This is a genomic window from endosymbiont 'TC1' of Trimyema compressum (assembly GCF_001584725.1).
GTDB lineage: Bacteria > Bacillota > TC1 > TC1 > TC1 > TC1.
The window spans coordinates 891,884-911,101 of the sequence record NZ_CP014606.1 but is presented as its reverse complement, the minus strand read 5'-3'; the positions used below and the strand labels follow the sequence as shown (position 1 = coordinate 911,101).

Below are 19,218 nucleotides of genomic sequence, written 5' to 3'. Positions count from 1 at the left end.
GATAGAAAATGGAGTTTTTTGCGCAAATTGTTGACTTTATAGTTCATTTAGATAAATATATTGGAATGATTATTGATTGGTTTGGGAATTGGACCTATGTGATTCTGTTTGTTGTTGTTTTTTGCGAAACAGGTTTAGTGGTTACCCCTTTCTTACCAGGGGATTCCTTGCTGTTCATTGTAGGTGCTTTAGCAGCAAAAGGGGAGCTGAATTTATGGATTGCTTTAGCTATTTTTTGGACAGCAGCTGTTCTTGGTGATGCTGTTAATTATCAAATAGGTAAATTTTTCGGACATAAATTATTTACTAAACCTAATGCTCGTTTTTTAAAGAAAGAAAACCTAGAGAAAACCCATCAATTTTATGAAAAGTATGGAGGCAAAACAATTATTATTGCCCGCTTTGTGCCAATTATAAGAACATTTGCACCATTTGTTGCAGGTATGGGTAGTATGACCTATAAGCGTTTTTTTATGTTTAATGTTATAGGCGCTACTTTATGGGTGATAATTGCTCTATTTACAGGCTTCTTTTTTGGTAATATTCCTGTTATTAAAGATAATTTTACATTTGTAATTTTTGCAATTATATTTATTTCTTTACTACCTGTTATTATTAGTTGGATAATTGAGAAAAGAAAAAGTAAAAAAGAAAATAAAGAAGAGAAATAAGGAGTCAGGTAATGATTAAATTAGCTTTAGATGCTATGGGTGGTGATTTGGGTTACCCAGCCATGGTAGAAGGTGCTGTTATGGCAGCAAATGAAGAATTGCAAGTTATTCTTGTAGGCAATGAAGCAGTTCTGAAAGAAGAGTTAAATAAATATCCTAATAATCCCAATTTATCCATTTATCATGCCAGTGAAATGATTGAAATGGAAGAAGAACCTGTTATGGCTTATAAGAAGAAAAGAGATGCTTCAATAACAGTTGCTACAAAATTAGTTAAGGATGGCTTAGCCGATGCAGTGGTTTCAGCTGGCAGTACAGGAGCTCAAATGACTGCGGCAATATTTGTGTTAGGGCGTTTAAAAGGTATTACTCGCCCAGCAATTGTAACTTACTATCCAACACCTAATGGTGTGAAAATTCTTTTAGATGCAGGTTCAACACCAGATTGTGATAAAGAAAACCTACACCAATTTGCTTCGATGGCAACTGTTTTTGGAAAACATTATTTGAAAATGGATAAAACGTCAGTAGGTTTATTGAATATTGGTTCTGAAGAAAAAAAAGGTAGTGTCCTCTATAAAGAGACTCATCAGGTTTTAAAAGAGGATAAAAATCTTAACTTCGTGGGTAATATTGAAGGTAGAGATATTCCCAAGGGAGTTGTAGATATTGTAGTCTGTGATGGTTTTGTAGGTAATGTTGTTCTTAAGCTAATGGAAGGCTTAACAGAAACCCTAATTGGGGAAATTAAAAATACAATTTATAGTAGATTTAAATATAAGATTGGTGGCTTATTTTTAAAAAGCGCTTTTAAAGAAATTAGGTCTGGTCTAGATTATTCTGAATATGGTGGGGCACCATTATTAGGGGTGAAAGGCCTTTCTATTATTTGTCATGGCAGTTCAGATGCTAAAACTATGCGTCAAGCATTATTTGCTGTAAAAAAAGCTGTAGACAGTGGCTTTCAAAGTGAAATGACTGCCTATTTTAAAGGAGGAACAGTTGAGTAATTATCAACGGAGTACAATCGAGTGTCAGAAGTACTTAGAAGAATTTAATATTTATTTTCAGCAATTAGATACTTTAGAAAAGGCTTTGACTCACCCTACTTATGCTTATGAAAATAATCTAAAGGACAGTAATCAGCGTCTAGAGTTTCTTGGAGATACAATTTTAGGCTTTATTGTAGCTGAGTATTTATTTCAAACTTACACTGATAAAAATGAAGGAGATCTTTCAAAAATTAAAGGAGCTTTAGTATCTGGCGAGTCATTGGCAATTGTAGGTAGAGATATTTTTCTCTATAAATACTTGCTTATGGGTAAAGGCGAGGACAAAATTGGTGGTCGCTATAAAGACTCTGTTATTAGTGATGCCTATGAATCCCTTCTAGCTGCTATTTATTTAGAATTAGGCTATGAAGTTGTAAAGCAATTTATTTATAGAACACTAATGCATAAAATTGCTGAATTACTGGAAAATGGCATGATGGATTTTAAAACTATTTTACAGGAATTAGTGCAAAAAGAATATAAAAAGAATGTGGAATATAAGATTCTTGAAGAAAATGGACCTGATCATGATAAAAGCTTTACAGCAGGCATATTCTGGGAAGATAATTTAGTAGCTATTGGTGTTGGTAAAAGTAAAAAGGAAGCAGAAAGGAATGGGGCAAAACTGGCCATTAGCTATTTTGAAAATGAAAAATTTAAAAAGGAGCAGTAACTATTGTTTTTAAAACGATTTGATTTACATGGATTTAAATCCTTTAAAGATAAAACCTCTCTGGATTTCAATGAAGGTATTACCACTATTGTAGGACCAAATGGCAGTGGTAAAAGTAATATTGCCGATGGTTTTCGTTGGGTTTTAGGAGAACAAAGGGTCAAGGCTTTAAGAGGTAAAAAAGGTGAAGATGTTATTTTTAATGGTACCACAACCCATAAACCATTAGGGGTTTCATCTGTTGTGATGCATATTGATAATAGTGATAGACATTTAAATACACCTTATGAAGAAATGAAAATAGGCAGAAAAATATACCGTTCTGGAGAAAGTGAATATTCAATTAACGGTGCTGTTTGTCGTCTTAAAGAAATTCATGATCTTTTCCATGATACAGGTTTAGGTAAAGACTCCTTTTCCATTATTGGACAAGGAGAAATTGATAATGTTCTAAATGCAAAACCAGAAGACCGAAGAGGAATGATTGAAGAACTTGCTGGGATTGTCAAATATAGGAATAGAAAAGACGAGTCTTTAAAGAAAATAGCTTCTGCAGAACTAAATTTAACACGTGTTTTAGATATTTTAAATGAACTTAAAAGCAATTATGATTATTTAAAAAATGAGTCAGCAAAGGCTGAGCGCTTTTTAGAATTAAAGGAAAAAGCTGACCAACTAGAGCTTTCTTTAATTGTTGCTGATATTACTGAAAGAGACAGCGAGCTTTCTGTTTTAGAGGAAGAATTAAGCAATTTAAAGGATTCTGTGGCTGGACTTTTAAATCAATTAGAAGAAAAAGAAGTAACCTATGAGCAAAATAAGATGACCCTTTTATCTCTGGAAGATATTTTAGGAGAGAAAAGGGAACACATGCTATCCTTAAAAGATTTAATTGCTTCTCTTAATACAGAGATTATTAAAGATGAGACACTTTTAACAAGTCTAGAAGAAAAAAGCGAAACTATTAGTACTGAAATTAATGAGTTGGCTAATAAGAAGGAGACTCTTGCCACTATATATGAGGATAAATTAGTAGAACAAAAAAAGTGGCAATCTTTGATCAATAATCAGAAAATTGAAATTAAAGAGATGGAGTTAAAACTAAAAAATGAAGTGGATAATAAAGATCGATTATACAACGAGGAGCAGAGTATCCATCATGATTTAATTGACCTATTTCAGACAATAGCTGTTTTAAATAATGAAATTAAGTCAGCTGAAGAAGATCAAGAACAGCTTCATAAAAAATCCCTTTATTTTGTTGAAAATAAACAGCAATTAGAAGATCAATTAGGCGCATTTAGTAAGACTATAGAAACTACTAAGGAAGCATTGGCTAAACTTGAAAAAGAGCTTCGTCAAATGAATGCTGCTATTGAAGAAAAACAACATAGAAAAAAAGCTTTGGAACATGAAAAAGCCCTTTTAGAAGAAGACTATAGAAAAGAGAATAGAGTTTACCAAGAAGTCAATTCAAAATACAGTGCCTTAAAAGATATTGATAGAGAGTATCAAGGCTACTATAGCGGTGTTAAAAATATTCTAGTGGAAAAGGAAAATGGTCATTTTAAATCTATTTATGGTGCAGTTGGTCAATTAATTGAAGTTGATAAAAATTATGAAAAGTCCATTGAGGTAGCCTTAGGTGGGGCCTTACAAAATGTAGTTGTAGCAACCAGTCAGGAAGCTAAAAAAGCTATTTCATTTTTAAAGCAAAACCATAAAGGTAGATGCACCTTTTTACCTCTAGATGTAATTAAGGAGAGGCAACTAGGTAATAACTTTAAACCTCTTTTACAAGAAAAAGGGGTTATTGGTTTAGGCAAAGATTTACTAAAAGTAGATTCTAAATTTCAATTAGTAGTGAACCACCTATTAGGCAATGTCTTAATTGTAGATACTGTAGATACAGGCATTGCTGTAGCTAAAAAAGCCAATCATCAAATTAAAATTGTTACCCTTGAAGGTGAACAATTTAATCCAGGTGGTTCCTTAACAGGGGGAAATAATGGTAAAATCAGTAGTCTTTTATCCAGAAATAGAATGATTAATGAACTTGAAGTAACTGTAGCAGAAAAGAAAAAAGTATTGAATGCTATAGAAACTAAGGGAGACAGTATTAATAAAGAGCTTTACCCATTAGAAGGTTCTATTGCAGCTTCTTTCATTCGCAGAAAAGATTTAGAAAATGAAGTTGGGGCTCTGAATCAGAAGTTAGCTTTAATGAAACAAGAAGAAGCAGGTAAAGTTGATAAAATAGCTTCCATGGATTTTGATGTAGCGAACACTAGAGACGAAATTGAAGGTCTAGATAAGGAAAAAGATCTTTTAAATAAACGACTTTTAGAGGAGTCAGAGAGAAAAGAAACATTAGGTGAATTAAGAGAATCTAAGAAAACTGAAGGGGAATCTCTTAAATCTATAATTGAAAAAACGCAAACAGTAATCTTAAATGAAAAAATGGCTCTAGCAACATTAGAAGAAAAGGAAAATGCTCTAGGAGAGTTTTTAGCTGCCTACTATTTAGAACAAGATGATATGGTTTCTTTAAATGAACGAAAGACTACACAATTAAATGAAATAGAAACTGCTGAAAAAGAAGCAAAAGTTCGTTTAGACGAAAATCAGCTTCTCAAAAAAGATAAAGAAAATGAGTATGAGTCTTTAATTGTATTTATTCAAGAAAGAGATACAGGAAAAGATAATCTGCGTATTGAAAATATGAGTCTTGAGAAAGAGATTAAAAATCTCAATGGCGCTGTTAAAAAAGAGGAAACTGTGCTTCATGAAAAAGAGATTAAAAAAGCCAAACTGGAAACAGATAAGCAAAATAAATTAGCGATTTTACAAGAGAAGTTTGAGCTATTGCCTTTTGAAGCTATGGAGAAGGCTATTCCTTTAGAGAATAAGGAAGAACAGCGAAAAGAGCAGGAGAAATTAGCGGGAGAAATTAGCCGTTTAGGGGCAGTTAATATTGGGGCTATTGATGAATTCCAGAGAGTTAGCGATAGACTTTTATTCCTTCAAGATCAAGAAGGAGATTTAAGAGAGTCTATAGATAGTCTTCAAACTATTGTCAATGATATTGACCAGATTATGATTAGTCGTTTTAAAGAAGCATTTACTGAATTAAATGCTGCCTTTAAGGAAACCTATAATGCATTATTTAACGGCGGAGAAGCTTTTATGGAATTAACAGATAAAGAAGATATTTTAAACTGTGGTATTGAAATATTTTCTAAGCCTCCAGGCAAAACACCTAAAAGTCTTTCCTCTTTATCTGGTGGAGAGAGGGCCTTGACAGCCTTAGCACTTCTATTTTCATTTTTGAAAATTAAACCGAGTCCACTTTGTATTATTGATGAGGCAGATGCTTCTCTTGATGAGAGAAATGTCATAAACTTTGCTAACTATTTAAAAACATATGCGGATAAAACTCAGTTTATTGTTATTTCACACCGTCAGGGAACAATTGAAGGTTCTGATACTCTTTATGGTGTAACTATGGATAAGACAGGTATTTCCAAAATGATATCTGTTTCAATGGATAAGAAGTAAAAGAGGAGAATTGAATGTTTAAAAAATGGATTAAAGGTTTTAAGAAGACTAAAGATAATTTACAGGAAAAATTAACAGCTTTAATTACTGGCTATAAAGGTCTGGAAGATGATTTTTATGATGACCTAGAAGAAATTCTCATTACCAGTGATATGGGTGTGGCTACTTCTATGAATCTTATTGAAAAATTAAAGGTAACTGTCAAGGCTAAAAGATTAGAAACTCCTGCAGAAGCTTTAGCACAGCTTAAAGAGGAAATGACTGCTATTTTAGAAAAAAATGATGGTGCTTTAAAATACAATAGTGATAGCTTAACTATTTGGGTAGTCGTAGGTGTTAATGGCGTTGGTAAAACTACTTCTATTGGGAAATTAGCCCATGAACAAAAAGCCAATGGTAAGAAAGTTTTCTTAGCAGCTGCAGATACTTTTAGAGCAGGAGCTATTGATCAACTCAAAGTCTGGGGTGAACGTGTTGGGGTTCCTGTTATTGCTCACCAAGAAGGGGGAGACCCAGGTGCTGTTGTCTTTGATAGTATTGAATCGGCAAAAGCTAAAGGAGCAGATCTTTTAATTATTGATACAGCAGGAAGACTCCATAATAAAGATAATTTAATGGAAGAAATGAAAAAGATTGGTCGTATTATTGAAAAAGTTAATGGTGGCCCAGCAGATGAAATATTGTTGGTTTTAGATGGCGGTACTGGCCAGAATGCTATTGCTCAAGGTGAAGCATTTAATGAAGCCTTATCTGGTTTAACAGGCTTAATTATTACCAAGTTAGATGGTACAGCTAAAGGAGGGGTTATTATTCCCCTGATTAATCAACTGTCAATTCCTGTTAAACTTGTAGGTATTGGTGAAGGTATTGATGATCTTGAACAATTTTCAGCTTCTGACTTTTTAGAAGGCTTATTAGGGGAGGAGGACTAATGGGTTATCTATTTAAAAATATTCATATTGTAAGTATGGATGAAACAAAACCAGAAATATTTTTTGGTGATGTTTTAGTAGAAGATAAAATAATAACTAAAGTAGGTATAGATTTACCAAAAGTTGCCCATAAAGTAATTGAGGGCAAAAACAGACTATTAATGCCTGGCTTAATTAATACCCATACCCATGTGGCTATGACTCTTCTAAGGAGCTATGGTGATGATAGAAGCTTATTTGGTTGGCTAGAGAATATGGTTTGGCCAATGGAAGAAAAAATGACTAAAGAAGATATTAAAGTAGGGACAGAATTAGGCATAGCTGAAATGCTTTTGTCAGGGACTACAACATTTTTAGATATGTATGCAGAAATGGATCAGGTAGCATTAGCAGTAGAAGAAACTGGGATTCGTGGACATTTGTCTAAAGGGATGATTTTTAGAGATGATGAGAAGATAGACCAAAAGAATTTAGAGGAAACAGAAGCTTTAATTAAAGAATTCCATAATAAAGCTGATGGTAGAATCCAGTTTTTAGTTGGTCCTCATGCTATTTATACTAATTCAAAAGAATTTTTAGAAGCTCAATTAGCAATTGCTAAAAAATTTAATGTAGGTGTTCATATTCATGTGTCTGAAACAAGGGCAGAAGTGGATACTGCTCTTAAAAATTATGGGTTGTCACCAGTAGCTTATTTAGAATCTCTTGGTATTTTTTCAGTCCATCCAGTTATAGCAGCTCATTGTGTTCACTTAGTAGAAGGGGATTTAGAAATCTTAAAGAAACATAATGTCTCAATTACTCATAATCCTCAGAGTAATTTAAAGTTAGCTTCAGGTATTGCATCTGTAAAAACCTATTTAGATTATGGCGTCAATGTAGGACTTGGCACAGATGGCGCTTCTTCAAATAATAATCTAGACTTACTTGAAGAACTGCAATATGCTTCATTTTTACAGAAGGGTATTTTAGAAGAGCCAACTGCATTGAAAGCTTACGAGGCCTTAAAAATGGCTACTGTAGATGGTGCAAAAGCATTAGGGATAGACCATAAGGTTGGCATGATTAAGGAAGGCTATGAAGCTGATTTAATTGTTTTAGATTTAAATAAGCCTCATTTTTATCCATTACAACATAATAAAATAAGTAATTTAGCTTATAGTGCCCAATCCTCGGATATTATATTAACAATGGTTCAAGGTAAGATACTTATGGAAAATAGAGAGTTAAAAACAATAGATTTAGAAACCCTTTATAGTAGGGTTAATGAATCGGTGCAAGGCCTCTTAAAAGGCCACTAAAAAGGAGTCAAAAATGAAAGAAATTTTAATGGTCATCGATATGGAAAATGATTTTTTAAGAAAAGGTGGCGCATTGTATAGTGGTGATAAAGCAAGACAGATTATTCCTTTTATAAAAAAGAAAATTGATGCTCAGCTGAAAAAGAAACAGCCTATTATTTTTACAAGAGATTATCATAATGAAAATGATAAGGAGTTTCAAATATTTCCTTCTCATTGTATTAAGGAAACAGAAGGTTCCAGAATTATTAAAGAACTAACTTATGCCCTACAAAAGCCTAATGTCTATCTAATTGAAAAGACTCGTTTTAGTGCTTTTCATAATACGGAATTAGAAAATTTACTTCAGTCAATTGCAAAAGGTCAGGATTTGAAGTTTACTGTATTAGGGGTCTGCACTAATATTTGTGTTTATTTTACAGCAGAAGAATTAAGAAATAGAGATTATGAGGTCACTGTCTATGAAAATGGTGTAGCATCTTTTGATGAATATGCCCATCATCATGTCTTGGAGCAAATGGCTTCTGTCTTAGGAATCAAGGTAATTCCTTATGAATAAAAAAATTGTAGAAATTACTGATTTAACGGAGCAAGGACAAGGAGTAGCGAGAGGGGAAGATGGTAAAGTTTTCTTTATTAAAAATGGTCTTCCTCAGGAAAAAGTAGAAGTAGCTATAAAGAAAGACAAAAAGAAGTTTGCTCTCGGAGAAGCAACTTCTTTTTTAAGTACATCTAAAGAGCGACAAGAACCATTCTGTCCCCACTATAAAATATGTGGTGGTTGTAATCTCCAACATCTTAAATATAAAAGTACTTTAGAGTATAAGAGTAAGTGGATTGTAGATACTTTTAAAAAAATTGCTAATTTAACAATTAAGGCACCAACTATTGAAGGGATGGAAACACCATATAACTATAGAAATAAGGTAGTTTTTCATGGTAAATATTATAAAGGGGACTATATTCTTGGTTTTAATGAAAAGAACTCCAACTTTCTTTTTAAAGTAAAAGTCTGTCACTTAATTCCTAAAGCATTTATGGAAATTAAGGAAACCTTGGAAACTCTTTGTTATCATCATCATATTTTTCCAGATGATGTCATGATTAAAACCAATGGTAAAGACTATTTACTCTATTTAAATATCTTAAATTCCTATCCTTATGAGGATATGCGAAAACTCATCCATTCAATGTTAGAAGCTTATCCAGCCATTAAAGGTATTAGTCATCGTCTCCAAATAGGAGCGGAATTAGAAACTATAACAATGGCTCTTAATAATTTTAACTATGAAGTAAACAGTAAATCATTTTTCCAAGTCAATACTAAAGAAGCAGAAGTCCTCTATGATAAATTAGAAAAAATGATAGAACCATTAGCCATTAACACCCTTTACGACTTATACTGTGGTGTAGGTTCTATTGGCATCTATTTGGCCCATAAAGTTAACCAGGTTTATGGTATTGAAGCTGTTGCAGAATCCATTAAAATGGCAAAGAAAAATGCTACTTTAAATAATATTCAAAATATTGGTTTTCACCTAGGTAATGTAGAAATATCTCTTGCCTATTTAACGGATGATGATAGTTGTGTTCTCTTAGATCCGCCAAGAGGTGGTGTAGAGGAAGCTGTTATTGAGCATCTCCTTACTCTAAAACCTAAGTATATTCTTTACGTTGGGTGTGATTTAGGAAAGGCTGCAAGGGATATTAAAAGGTTTACTGAAGATGGTGATTATGCGGTTAGTAGCGTTGATGGTGTGGATATGTTTCCTTGGACGGGGCATGTGGAGACGGTAGTACTATTGTCCAAACTACATACCGACCACCATATTAACGTTACGCTGGAAATGGATGACCTTGATTTAACTGCTACAAAGATTAGTGCACCCTGGAAGAATGTCAATAGAGTAGATAGAAAAAGTGAAATTAAGTTTTAATAGAAGTGAAAAAATAGTCTTCTTTGGAATTAGGAGAAAGAATGTTATTAGCAGAGTGGGGACGTATAGGGGGTTGTAGAAGCCCTCAATGTGTTCAAAGCAGGAAAGCTTAATTTGAGCAAAGGAAGAAAAAGACCTACGAAGAATTTCTTCTTTTTTCATATATTTAAAAAGGACTCAACGACAGCATTGTCCCAAGGATGAGAAAGCTTAGAAAAAGATTGAATGATACCAAAAGAATCAAGGAGCTTTCTAAAGATAAAAGAAGTATATTAGGAACCTCTGTCAGAATGAAAAATAAGAGAAGTAGAAGGTTTTTGAGAATAAAAGGCTTTGATAAAAGTATCCTTAACAAGAGAAGTATCAATTTTAAGAGAGAGCTTCCAAGCAATAATTTTACGAGAAAATAAATCCATAATAACACAGAGATAAGCAAAAGAGGCATTTAAATTAATATAGGTAATGTCACTAGCCCAGACTTGATTGGGCTGAGGAACATTAAAATTTTGATTTAGGTAGTTAGGGCAATCAAAATTGGGAATAGACCTCGGATGAATAAACCGAAGTTTGATAGTAGGCATTTTAGGAAGATTCATGTCAGTCATCAGGCGGCTCGCTCTACCAATACTGATGTTGATGCCATAGTCATAGGAAAGAAGAGCCTTAATCTTAGATGGGCCAATACGTCTCTTAGTAAGATGACAAATCTCCGAGAATAAGCTGACGGAGTTTTTAATTCTCAATAGTTCTAGGAGAAAGTTTTTCCGAAAAGTATTTGTAATAGGAGCTGCGGTTCACTTTAAGGACATGACAAAGAAAAGAGATAGCGTGCTGAAAACGAAGGGTATGAACAGCCATTAATCTTTGTCTGAGTGAGGCGTGAATATGGCAATTGCTTTTTTTAAATGATATTTTCCTCCTAGAGTCGAGCATTACGCTTTTGAAGATCCTTAATCTGCTTAGCGGTTAGAATAGTATCATCATCAATTCTAACCTGAGAATAAAGTTTAATCCACTTGTGTAAAGCAGACATGGAGACACCATATTCTTTAGAAAGTTGGGATTGAGTTTTACCGTTTTGGTGTAAATTAACAATACTTTTTTTAAATTCTTCATCGTATTTCTTGTAATTATTCATAATTTTATCCTTTCTTATGTGTCTACTTATTTAAAACATGTTTCACTTTTTCCTGTCTACTTTTTTAGTATATGTCCAAAAAATACAAAATATCAGTCTATAGCCACATCTCCTAAGTGGTACCTGAAATATTTTGGAGGCAATTATATTAAAAAGATGTTAATGGGTAGGATTCTTAAAGAAGTGGGTATTAATAAAGCTAGATGGCATCATATTGCTAATATCAAAGGTATATCAAATGAGCAAAGACAGGCTTTTTTAAGAAAGATTAGAAAGGTAATTAATTGATTTTATTCAAATAAAATTAAAAAAAGATAGTATGTATTAAGGCGTTTCTTTTCGAGACGTCTTTTTCTAAAGCACCAGTAAAAAATACTAATTTAGTTTCCATATTATAAGTACGGGTTATTGCTTTTATTATTGCATCAATATTATTTTTCTTTGTTCCTAATTTTGCTAGTAAAGTTATCAATAAAATTAGGAAATCGTTACTACCACATATGTGTGATAACTTGAACCACTAGGGATAGAGAGGCAACAACAATCCAACAGCCTAAACCTAGGAGAATTGGATGAATACCATTGCCTATTAGATCTTTAATATGGGTGCTGAGACCAATAGCAGCCATAGCCATAACAATAAAGAACTTTCCCATATTGCCGAGAGGAAAGAGGAGAGTACTATAGGAATAGGCAAAAATGTATTAATAAGTGCTGCAATAATAAAGCCTAAAATAAAGAGCTGAACTTGCAGCAACTACAGAAGAGGTATCATTAATAGCTGTTCCTGCCCACATTCCAAATCCTATATCGCCCATACCTAATAAATGTCCGAAGGCTGGGAAGAGAAACACAGCTAAAATATTGAAAAGAAAAATTGTGGAGATACTCTGGGAGATTTCCTTAGTATTTGCATCAATAACAGGTGCAGTTGCTGCAATAGCAGAGCCACCACAGATGGCGGCACCTACCCCAATTAAAGTATTGGTTTTACCTTCTATCTTAAGGGCTTTTCCTAAAAAAGTATGCTGTTAAGAATGCTCCTGATAGAGTGAATACCATAATAATAAGGGATTGACTACCTACGGCAATAATATTGTAAAGGTTCATTTCAAACCCTAAGAAGATAATGGCATATTGAAGGAGTTTTTTGCTGTAAAATTAATACCCTCTTTAATAGCTGGCAATCTTTTAATAGAGGTGGAAATAATAATACCTATTAGAATGGCAAAGACAGGTCCTCCAATAATTGGAAATATTAGTCTTAGGAACCAAGCAGGTATAGCAATAGCTAAACTGAGTCCTATTCCAGGTAGTAGTAGTTTTAATTTCTCCATGTTTTGCTCCTTTTTCTATCATTCAATAATATCAGTTACTTTTTTATTTGTAAATAATAGATTAGCAGAAAATAATTTTATCAGTACTTTTATATTATTTCATAATATGGTATAATGTTCCCTGAAGTTAAGAAAATGCGGAAGTGGCTCAGTGGTAGAGTATCTCCTTGCCAAGGAGAGGGTCGCGGGTTCGAATCCCGTCTTCCGCTCCAAAAATACCTCGGCATTTCCGAGGTATTTCTAATATAGATTAGGTTGTTCCTTACGGGAATCTATTGTATAATAAAGATTAGAATAATTTGGAAATTGAAAGGAGTTATACGATGGGATCAAAAATCGACAAGCAAGAAAATAATGTCATAGTCCTAGAAATAACAGTAGAATCAGACGATGTAAAGAAAGCATACAAAGAGGGAGCTAAAAAATTAGCAGACCGTGTAAATATACCTGGCTTTAGAAAAGGAAAAGTGCCTGCAGGTGTATTAGAAAAACATGTAGGCGAAGGTGCAATTATTGAAGAAGCAATTGATTTGCTTTTACCAGAAGCATATGGAAGAGCTTTAGATGAGCATGACCTTGAGCCAATTGATAAACCAAATATTGAAGTTGTATCTATTAAGAAAGAGGGGCCTTTTGTACTTAAAGCAGAAGTGACTCTAGTTCCAGAAGGAAAGCTTGGAAAATATAAAGGATTAAAACTCGAAAGAACATTAGTAGACTTAGATGAGACTTATGTTGAAAATGAACTAGAAGGCTTAAGAACAAAAAATGCTAAAATTGAAGAAGTTGAGACTGCAGCTGAGAATGGAGACACTGTAGTAATTGATTTTACAGGATTCATTGGTGATGAGCCATTTGAAGGTGGTGCTGGAACAGGTTACCCACTTGAGTTAGGTTCTCAAACATTTATTCCTGGATTTGAAGAACAGTTAGTTGGTATTAAAAAAGGCGATGAGAAAGAAATTAACATTACTTTCCCAGAAGAATATCATAGTGATGCTTTAAAAGGTAAAGATACTGTATTTAAAGTGGTAGCACATGAAGTCAAAAGAAAAAATCTAGCTGATTTAGATGATGAATTTGCTAAGGATGTAAGTGATTTTGATACTTTAGAAGAACTAAAAACGGATATTAGAAAAAATTTAACTGAACAAAAACAAAAAGCAGCTGAAAATGCAGTGAAAAATCAAGCTTTAGATTTTGGTATTGAAATTATTGAAGTTGAAGTACCAGAATCAATGATTAGCGACAAAACAGATCAATTCTTAAAAGATATTGAAATGGATATGTCTCAACATGGGATGACATTAGAAAAATATTATGAAACTACAGGCATGACTGAAGCAAAGGTTAGAGCAGACTACAGAGATAATGCAATCAAACATATTAAAAGAGATATTCTTTTAGATGCAGTTGCAAAGGCAGAGGGTATTACTGTAACTGATGCTGAAGTAGATGCTGAAATTGAAAATATGGCCAAAGCTTATGGTCAACCAAAAGAAAATTTAGAAGCATACTTTAAAGCTGGCAGTAATTTAAAAATGTTGCAAAGAGGTTTAGCTCGTGAAAAAGCTTTAGAAAAAATGGTAGAATTAGCAGATGTTAAAGAAGTAAAAGCAACTGAGAAAAAAGAAGAAAAACTGCTGCTAAAAAAAGCGACAACAACAAAGAAACTAGCAGCTGAAAAAACCAGTAGCTAAAAAAGCTACTGCAAAAAAAATCGCCAGCTAAAAAGACAGCTGCTTCTAAAACTGAAAAAGACGAAAAATAGAAGGAGTGATGGGTATGTCTATGTTAATACCGATGGTAGTAGAGCAAACTAACAGAGGTGAAAGATCCTTTGATATTTACTCTAGACTATTAAAAGATAGAATTATATTTTTAGGTTCTGCTATTGATGATAATGTAGCGAACTTAGTTATTGCCCAGTTATTATTTTTAGAAGGTGAAGATCCTGATAAAGATATTAGCTTATATATTAATAGCCCTGGTGGTTCAATTACTGCTGGAATGGCAATTTATGATACAATGCAATTTATTAAAGCTGATGTGTCAACAATTTGTATTGGCATGGCTGCTAGTATGGGTGCTTTCTTATTGAGCTCTGGTACGAAAGGAAAACGTTTTGCTTTGCCTAACGCTGAAGTTATGATTCATCAGCCATTAGGTGGTACTCAAGGTCAAGCTATTGATATTGATATTCATGCAAAAAGAATTATGCAAATGCGTAAGTATTTAAATGAAATTTTAGCAACTAATACTGGTCAAACCCTTAAAAAAATTGAAAAGGACACTGACCGTGATCATTTCTTTACTGCTTCAGAAGCTAAAGGATATGGCTTAATTGATTCAGTAATTAAGAACAAGGAAGATAGATAGGAGCCATTTAAATGGATGAAACAAAAGATAATGGTCTTTTTTGTTCTTTTTGTGGAAAACACAGAAATGAAGTGGATCAGTTAATTTCAGGACCAGGTGTATTCATTTGTAATAACTGTGTAGAATTGTGCATGGATATTGTTGAAAGTGAAAAAGAAGTGCCTGAAGTTAGTCTTGATTTAGCATATGATACACTTCCAAAACCAAAAGAGATTAAGAATTATTTAGATGAGTATGTAATAGGACAAGAGGATGCAAAAAAAACATTGGCAGTAGCTGTTTATAATCATTATAAGCGGTTATTGTCCATGGAAGATGCCGAACAGGAAGTGGAACTTGATAAGTCTAATATTTTGTTAATTGGACCAACAGGTAGTGGCAAAACTTTACTTGCTCAATCTCTTGCCCGCTATTTAAAAGTGCCTTTTGCTATTGCAGATGCAACCACTCTGACTGAAGCAGGCTATGTTGGAGATGACGTAGAAAATATTCTATTACGTCTTATTCAGGCTGCAGACTTTGATGTTTCTGCAGCTGAAAAAGGCATAATCTATATTGATGAAATTGATAAGATTGCTAGAAAATCCGAAAATCCATCAATTACTCGCGATGTATCAGGAGAAGGTGTGCAACAAGCTTTACTGAAAATGATTGAAGGTACAACTGCTTCAGTGCCACCAACAGGTGGCAGAAAGCATCCACAACAGGAAATGATTGAAATCAATACTAAGGATATTCTCTTTATCTGTGGTGGTGCTTTTAATGGATTAGAGAAAATTATTGAAAACCGTACAGGAAAAAATTTAATAGGATTTGGTGAAGATGCAAAAAGTAAAAAAGATTTTCTAAAAGACAATCCTTTCAGACTTATTGAAACTGAGGATATATTAAAATTTGGTTTGATTCCTGAATTTATTGGTAGAGTACCAATTTTAACAACATTAGATCCCTTAGATAAAGAGGCTCTAATTAGAATTTTAACTGAACCAAAAAATGCTTTATTAAAGCAATTTCAATTACTATTATCCTATGATGGGGTAACCTTAGAAATTGATGATAAGGCTGTTAAGGCAATTGCTGATAAAGCTATAAAGAGAAATACTGGTGCTAGAGGATTAAGAAGTATCCTAGAAAAGATAATGACTAATTTCATGTATGATATTCCTTCAGAAGAGAATGTTATTAAGTGTACAATTACAGAAGACGTTATTTTGAATAATGCTGGTCCTATTTTAACAAAGAAGAAAATTTCTAAAAAAGCAGCAGTCTAACTGTTGCTTTTTCTTCATGGAGGTGGAGTAAATGGATGATGTAACAACAGACAATCAATCAAAAAATGAATTATATAACTATGTAAGTCAAGAAGCTTTGCCCATATTACCTTTAAGAGGCATGGTTCTTTTTCCTGATGTTGTTACCCATTTAGATGTGGGAAGACCAAAATCAGTAGAAGGATTAAATAAAGCGATGGAAGAAGGCAAAAAAATATTTTTAGTCGCTCAAAAAGATCCATTATGTGAAGAGCCAAATGAAGATGATTTATATAGAGTGGGTATTATTGCTCACATAAAACAGGTGATGAAATTACCTACAGGCATTGTAAGAGTTTTAATTGAAGGAGAAAGAAGAGGCCGTCTAAAAGTATTTTACAATAGAGAGACTTTTTATGAAGGCTTTATTGAATCTATGGCGCCTTTAGTTGCTGATAAAGAGCTTGAAACAAAAGCCTTACTGAGGCTTATTATTCATGAATTTATGGATTATGCTGAGATTAATCCAGGTATTAATCCGGAAACTGCAATGAAAGTACAAAATATAGATGATCCAGAGATTGTAACTAATTTAATTGCCAGTCAACTTGCTGTAGATTTTAAAGAAAAGCAAAATTTACTTGAGATAAATACTTTCAATGCTAAAGCTGAAAATATTTTAAAATCTCTGACTGTTGAAAAAAGTTTAATAAAACTTGAACAAGAAATTGGAGAAAAAGTCAAAGGTAATATTGATAAAGCCCAGCGGGAATATTTTTTACGTGAACAGATTAAAGTAATCCGTAAAGAGTTAAATGAATCAGTTGATTATGAAGAGGAAATTGATAATTTAAGAAGTCGTGTAAAGGCAGGGAATTATCCTAATAATGTTATAGCAAGATTTGAAAAAGAAATTAATCGTTTAGAAACAATGCCTCCAAATATGGCAGAAAGCCCTGTTTTAAGAACGTATATTGATTGGTTATTGGATTTACCTTGGTTTAAGAAAACAAAAGAAGATATTGACCTTGTTAAAGTAAGGAAAAAATTAGATAAAGGTCATTATGGTCTTGAGGATGCTAAAGAGAGAATTACAGAACATTTAGCAGTAAAAAAGCTTGTTAAAGATAAAAATAAATCACCTATTTTATGTTTAGTTGGTCCTCCTGGAGTTGGTAAAACTTCTTTGGCCAGTAGCATTGGAGAGGCAATTAATAGAAAATTTGTGAGAATGTCTTTAGGTGGCGTTAGAGATGAAGCAGAAATTAGAGGACATAGAAGGACTTATGTTGGTTCAATGCCTGGTCGTTTAATTCAGAGCATGAAATCAGCAGGTACTAAAAATCCTATTATATTATTAGATGAAATAGATAAACTAGGTGCTGATTATAAAGGGGGTCCTTCATCAGCATTATTAGAAGCACTAGATCCAGAGCAAAATTATATGTTTAGCGATCACTATATAGAGCTACCTTATGATTTAAGCGACGTGTTTTTTATTACAACAGCTAATACTTTAAGTACAATTCCAGCGCCTTTGAGAGATCGAATGGAAATTATTCACTTAAGTAGTTACACAGAAAAAGAAAAATTAGAGATTGCTAAAAATCATTTATTTAAAAAACAAATAAAAGAGAATGGTTTAGAAGATTATAATATTAAAATAGATAATAAATCTCTTTTAACAATTATTAGATTCTATACTCATGAATCAGGTGTGAGAAATCTTGAAAGAGAAATTGGTAGATTACTTAGAAAAATTGCTGTTGATGTATTAGAAGGTAAACTAACGGAACTACAGATTAAAGAAAACCATGTTTTTGAGTATCTAGGCGTTCCAAAAGTAAGTAATTATAAAGTAAAGAGAAAGCTTGAAGTTGGTGTCGTTAATGGTTTAGCTGTTACTAGTCTAGGTGGTGATTTATTAACTATTGAAGGAGCCTTGTATTCAGGTAAAGGAAAATTATTGCTAACTGGACAATTAGGAGATGTTATGAAAGAATCTGTTAATGCAGCCATGAGTTATTTGCGTTCTAAGAATATTATGGAAGATGACTTAGAGACGCTTAAAAAGGATATTCATATTCATGTACCTGAAGGGGCTATTCCCAAAGATGGACCTTCTGCTGGGGTTGCAATGACTACTGTTTTAGCATCTTTATTTTTGAACAAGAAAGTTAAGAAAGATATAGCGATGACTGGTGAAGTAACTATTAGGGGACATGTATTGCCTATTGGCGGTGTTAAGGAAAAGGTTTTAGCAGCTTTTGCTAATGGCATAAAGACTGTGTATTTACCAAAAGGAAATGAGCAGAATATTGAAGATATTCCTAGTGATGTACGAAATAAAATTGAGCTTATTCTCGTTGATGACGTAGAGACAGTGTTAAAAGGAGCTTTAGAAGAATAATGAGAATAAAAAAAGCGGATTATATTTTAACTGCCGTTAACCCGACGCAGTATCCTGAAGCTAATAAAAAAGAAATTGCTTTTGTTGGTCGTTCAAATGTAGGCAAATCCTCTTTAATTAATTTGTTAACGAATAATAAAAAGTTAGCAAAAACCAGTGGTAAACCAGGTAAAACAAGAACAATTAATTTCTTTTTAATTAATGAAGATTTTTACTTTGTTGATTTGCCTGGGTATGGATATGCCAGTGCTCCAAAAGCTGTTCAGGCTACATGGGGACAGATGATGGAGGAGTATTTACAAAAAAGAGAGACTCTAGTTGGTGTGGTTCTCTTATTAGATATTAGACATTTACCTTCAAAAGATGATAAATTAATGATGGATTATTTAAAATATTATCAAATTCCTACAATTTTAACATGTACTAAAAGTGATAAAATTAGTAGAGGTAAAAGACCTCATTATATGAAAAAAATAAAAGAGGCCTTAGATGCCAAAGATTATCCTATTATTCCATGTTCTACTTTAGAAAAAAATGGAATTGGACCTTTGTTATCAGAAATGGAAACGTTACTTTAGAA

The 19,218-nt window shown here is 33.0% G+C and carries 17 protein-coding genes, 1 tRNA gene and 1 pseudogene; 15 read left to right on the top strand and 4 right to left on the bottom strand.

Annotated features, from left to right (window positions below):
- The first annotated feature begins 8 nt into the window (after window positions 1-8).
- From AZF37_RS05675 to rlmD, 8 genes are read left to right on the top strand one after another with little or no spacing between them, the layout of a single operon-like run.
- Window positions 9-671: a DedA family protein gene (locus tag AZF37_RS05675; protein ID WP_088369952.1), complete on the top strand. Its 663-nt coding sequence runs from the start codon at window positions 9-11 to the stop codon at window positions 669-671.
- 11 nt (window positions 672-682) lie between these two features.
- On the top strand, window positions 683-1,681 hold the full coding sequence (gene plsX / locus AZF37_RS05670) for a phosphate acyltransferase PlsX (protein WP_245611905.1): 999 nt from the start codon (window positions 683-685) through the stop codon (window positions 1,679-1,681).
- On the top strand, window positions 1,674-2,396 hold the full coding sequence (gene rnc / locus AZF37_RS05665; protein ID WP_162473929.1) for a ribonuclease III: 723 nt from the start codon (window positions 1,674-1,676) through the stop codon (window positions 2,394-2,396). Before plsX ends, rnc begins: the two co-directional genes overlap by 8 nt.
- A 3-nt stretch (window positions 2,397-2,399) precedes the next feature.
- Window positions 2,400-5,954 carry a chromosome segregation protein SMC gene (smc, locus tag AZF37_RS05660; protein WP_088369950.1) on the top strand — a complete coding sequence of 1,185 codons (3,555 nt, stop codon included), beginning with the start codon at window positions 2,400-2,402 and terminating at the stop codon, window positions 5,952-5,954.
- 14 nt (window positions 5,955-5,968) lie between these two features.
- On the top strand, window positions 5,969-6,886 hold the full coding sequence (gene ftsY / locus AZF37_RS05655) for a signal recognition particle-docking protein FtsY (RefSeq protein ID WP_088369949.1): 918 nt from the start codon (window positions 5,969-5,971) through the stop codon (window positions 6,884-6,886).
- The gene (locus tag AZF37_RS05650) at window positions 6,886-8,187 is read left to right on the top strand and encodes an amidohydrolase (protein WP_088369948.1); all 1,302 of its coding nucleotides are present in this window, start codon (window positions 6,886-6,888) and stop codon (window positions 8,185-8,187) included. The genes ftsY and AZF37_RS05650 overlap by 1 nt, the downstream gene beginning before the upstream one ends.
- Before the next feature lie 13 nt (window positions 8,188-8,200).
- Window positions 8,201-8,746, top strand: a complete 546-nt coding sequence (locus tag AZF37_RS05645) for a cysteine hydrolase family protein (protein ID WP_088369947.1) — start codon at window positions 8,201-8,203, stop codon at window positions 8,744-8,746.
- On the top strand, window positions 8,739-10,124 hold the full coding sequence (gene rlmD, locus AZF37_RS05640) for a 23S rRNA (uracil(1939)-C(5))-methyltransferase RlmD (protein ID WP_088369946.1): 1,386 nt from the start codon (window positions 8,739-8,741) through the stop codon (window positions 10,122-10,124). The genes AZF37_RS05645 and rlmD overlap by 8 nt, the downstream gene beginning before the upstream one ends.
- A gap of 272 nt (window positions 10,125-10,396) precedes the next feature.
- Here the strand turns inward: rlmD and AZF37_RS13300 are convergent, their stop codons facing one another.
- The gene (locus AZF37_RS13300; RefSeq protein WP_425425417.1) at window positions 10,397-10,867 is read right to left on the bottom strand and encodes a DDE-type integrase/transposase/recombinase; all 471 of its coding nucleotides are present in this window, start codon (window positions 10,865-10,867) and stop codon (window positions 10,397-10,399) included.
- 176 nt (window positions 10,868-11,043) lie between these two features.
- On the bottom strand, window positions 11,044-11,262 hold the full coding sequence (locus AZF37_RS13295) for a transposase (RefSeq protein ID WP_088369221.1): 219 nt from the start codon (window positions 11,260-11,262) through the stop codon (window positions 11,044-11,046).
- Between the two features lie 18 nt (window positions 11,263-11,280).
- Here AZF37_RS13295 and AZF37_RS10885 point away from each other — a divergent pair, with 18 nt between their 5' ends.
- Window positions 11,281-11,550, top strand: coding sequence for a hypothetical protein (locus AZF37_RS10885; protein WP_172793086.1), 270 nt, complete (start codon window positions 11,281-11,283; stop codon window positions 11,548-11,550).
- A 16-nt stretch (window positions 11,551-11,566) separates the two neighbouring features.
- On the opposite strand, the gene AZF37_RS10495 is transcribed toward AZF37_RS10885, so the two are convergent.
- The gene (locus tag AZF37_RS10495; protein ID WP_162473928.1) at window positions 11,567-11,734 is read right to left on the bottom strand and encodes a hypothetical protein; all 168 of its coding nucleotides are present in this window, start codon (window positions 11,732-11,734) and stop codon (window positions 11,567-11,569) included.
- Window positions 11,735-11,753: 19 nt separating this feature from the next.
- Window positions 11,754-12,599 (bottom strand): annotated as a pseudogene (locus tag AZF37_RS05630) (YeiH family protein).
- Between the two features lie 137 nt (window positions 12,600-12,736).
- Between AZF37_RS05630 and AZF37_RS05625 the strand changes: the two are divergent.
- From AZF37_RS05625 to yihA, 6 genes are all read left to right on the top strand, one after another.
- Window positions 12,737-12,811, top strand: a tRNA-Gly gene (locus tag AZF37_RS05625).
- Window positions 12,812-12,922: 111 nt separating this feature from the next.
- The gene (gene tig / locus AZF37_RS05620) at window positions 12,923-14,299 is read left to right on the top strand and encodes a trigger factor (protein WP_088369945.1); all 1,377 of its coding nucleotides are present in this window, start codon (window positions 12,923-12,925) and stop codon (window positions 14,297-14,299) included.
- An 85-nt stretch (window positions 14,300-14,384) separates the two neighbouring features.
- A complete protein-coding gene (gene clpP, locus AZF37_RS05615; protein WP_088370670.1) occupies window positions 14,385-14,978 on the top strand; it encodes an ATP-dependent Clp endopeptidase proteolytic subunit ClpP in 594 nt (197 codons plus the stop codon).
- Between the two features lie 11 nt (window positions 14,979-14,989).
- On the top strand, window positions 14,990-16,249 hold the full coding sequence (gene clpX, locus AZF37_RS05610) for an ATP-dependent Clp protease ATP-binding subunit ClpX (protein WP_088369944.1): 1,260 nt from the start codon (window positions 14,990-14,992) through the stop codon (window positions 16,247-16,249).
- Window positions 16,250-16,280: 31 nt separating this feature from the next.
- Entirely contained in the window at window positions 16,281-18,638 is a 2,358-nt protein-coding gene (gene lon / locus AZF37_RS05605; protein WP_088369943.1) for an endopeptidase La, read from the top strand.
- Entirely contained in the window at window positions 18,638-19,216 is a 579-nt protein-coding gene (yihA, locus tag AZF37_RS05600; protein WP_088369942.1) for a ribosome biogenesis GTP-binding protein YihA/YsxC, read from the top strand. Before lon ends, yihA begins: the two co-directional genes overlap by 1 nt.
- The last annotated feature ends 2 nt before the right edge of the window (window positions 19,217-19,218 follow it).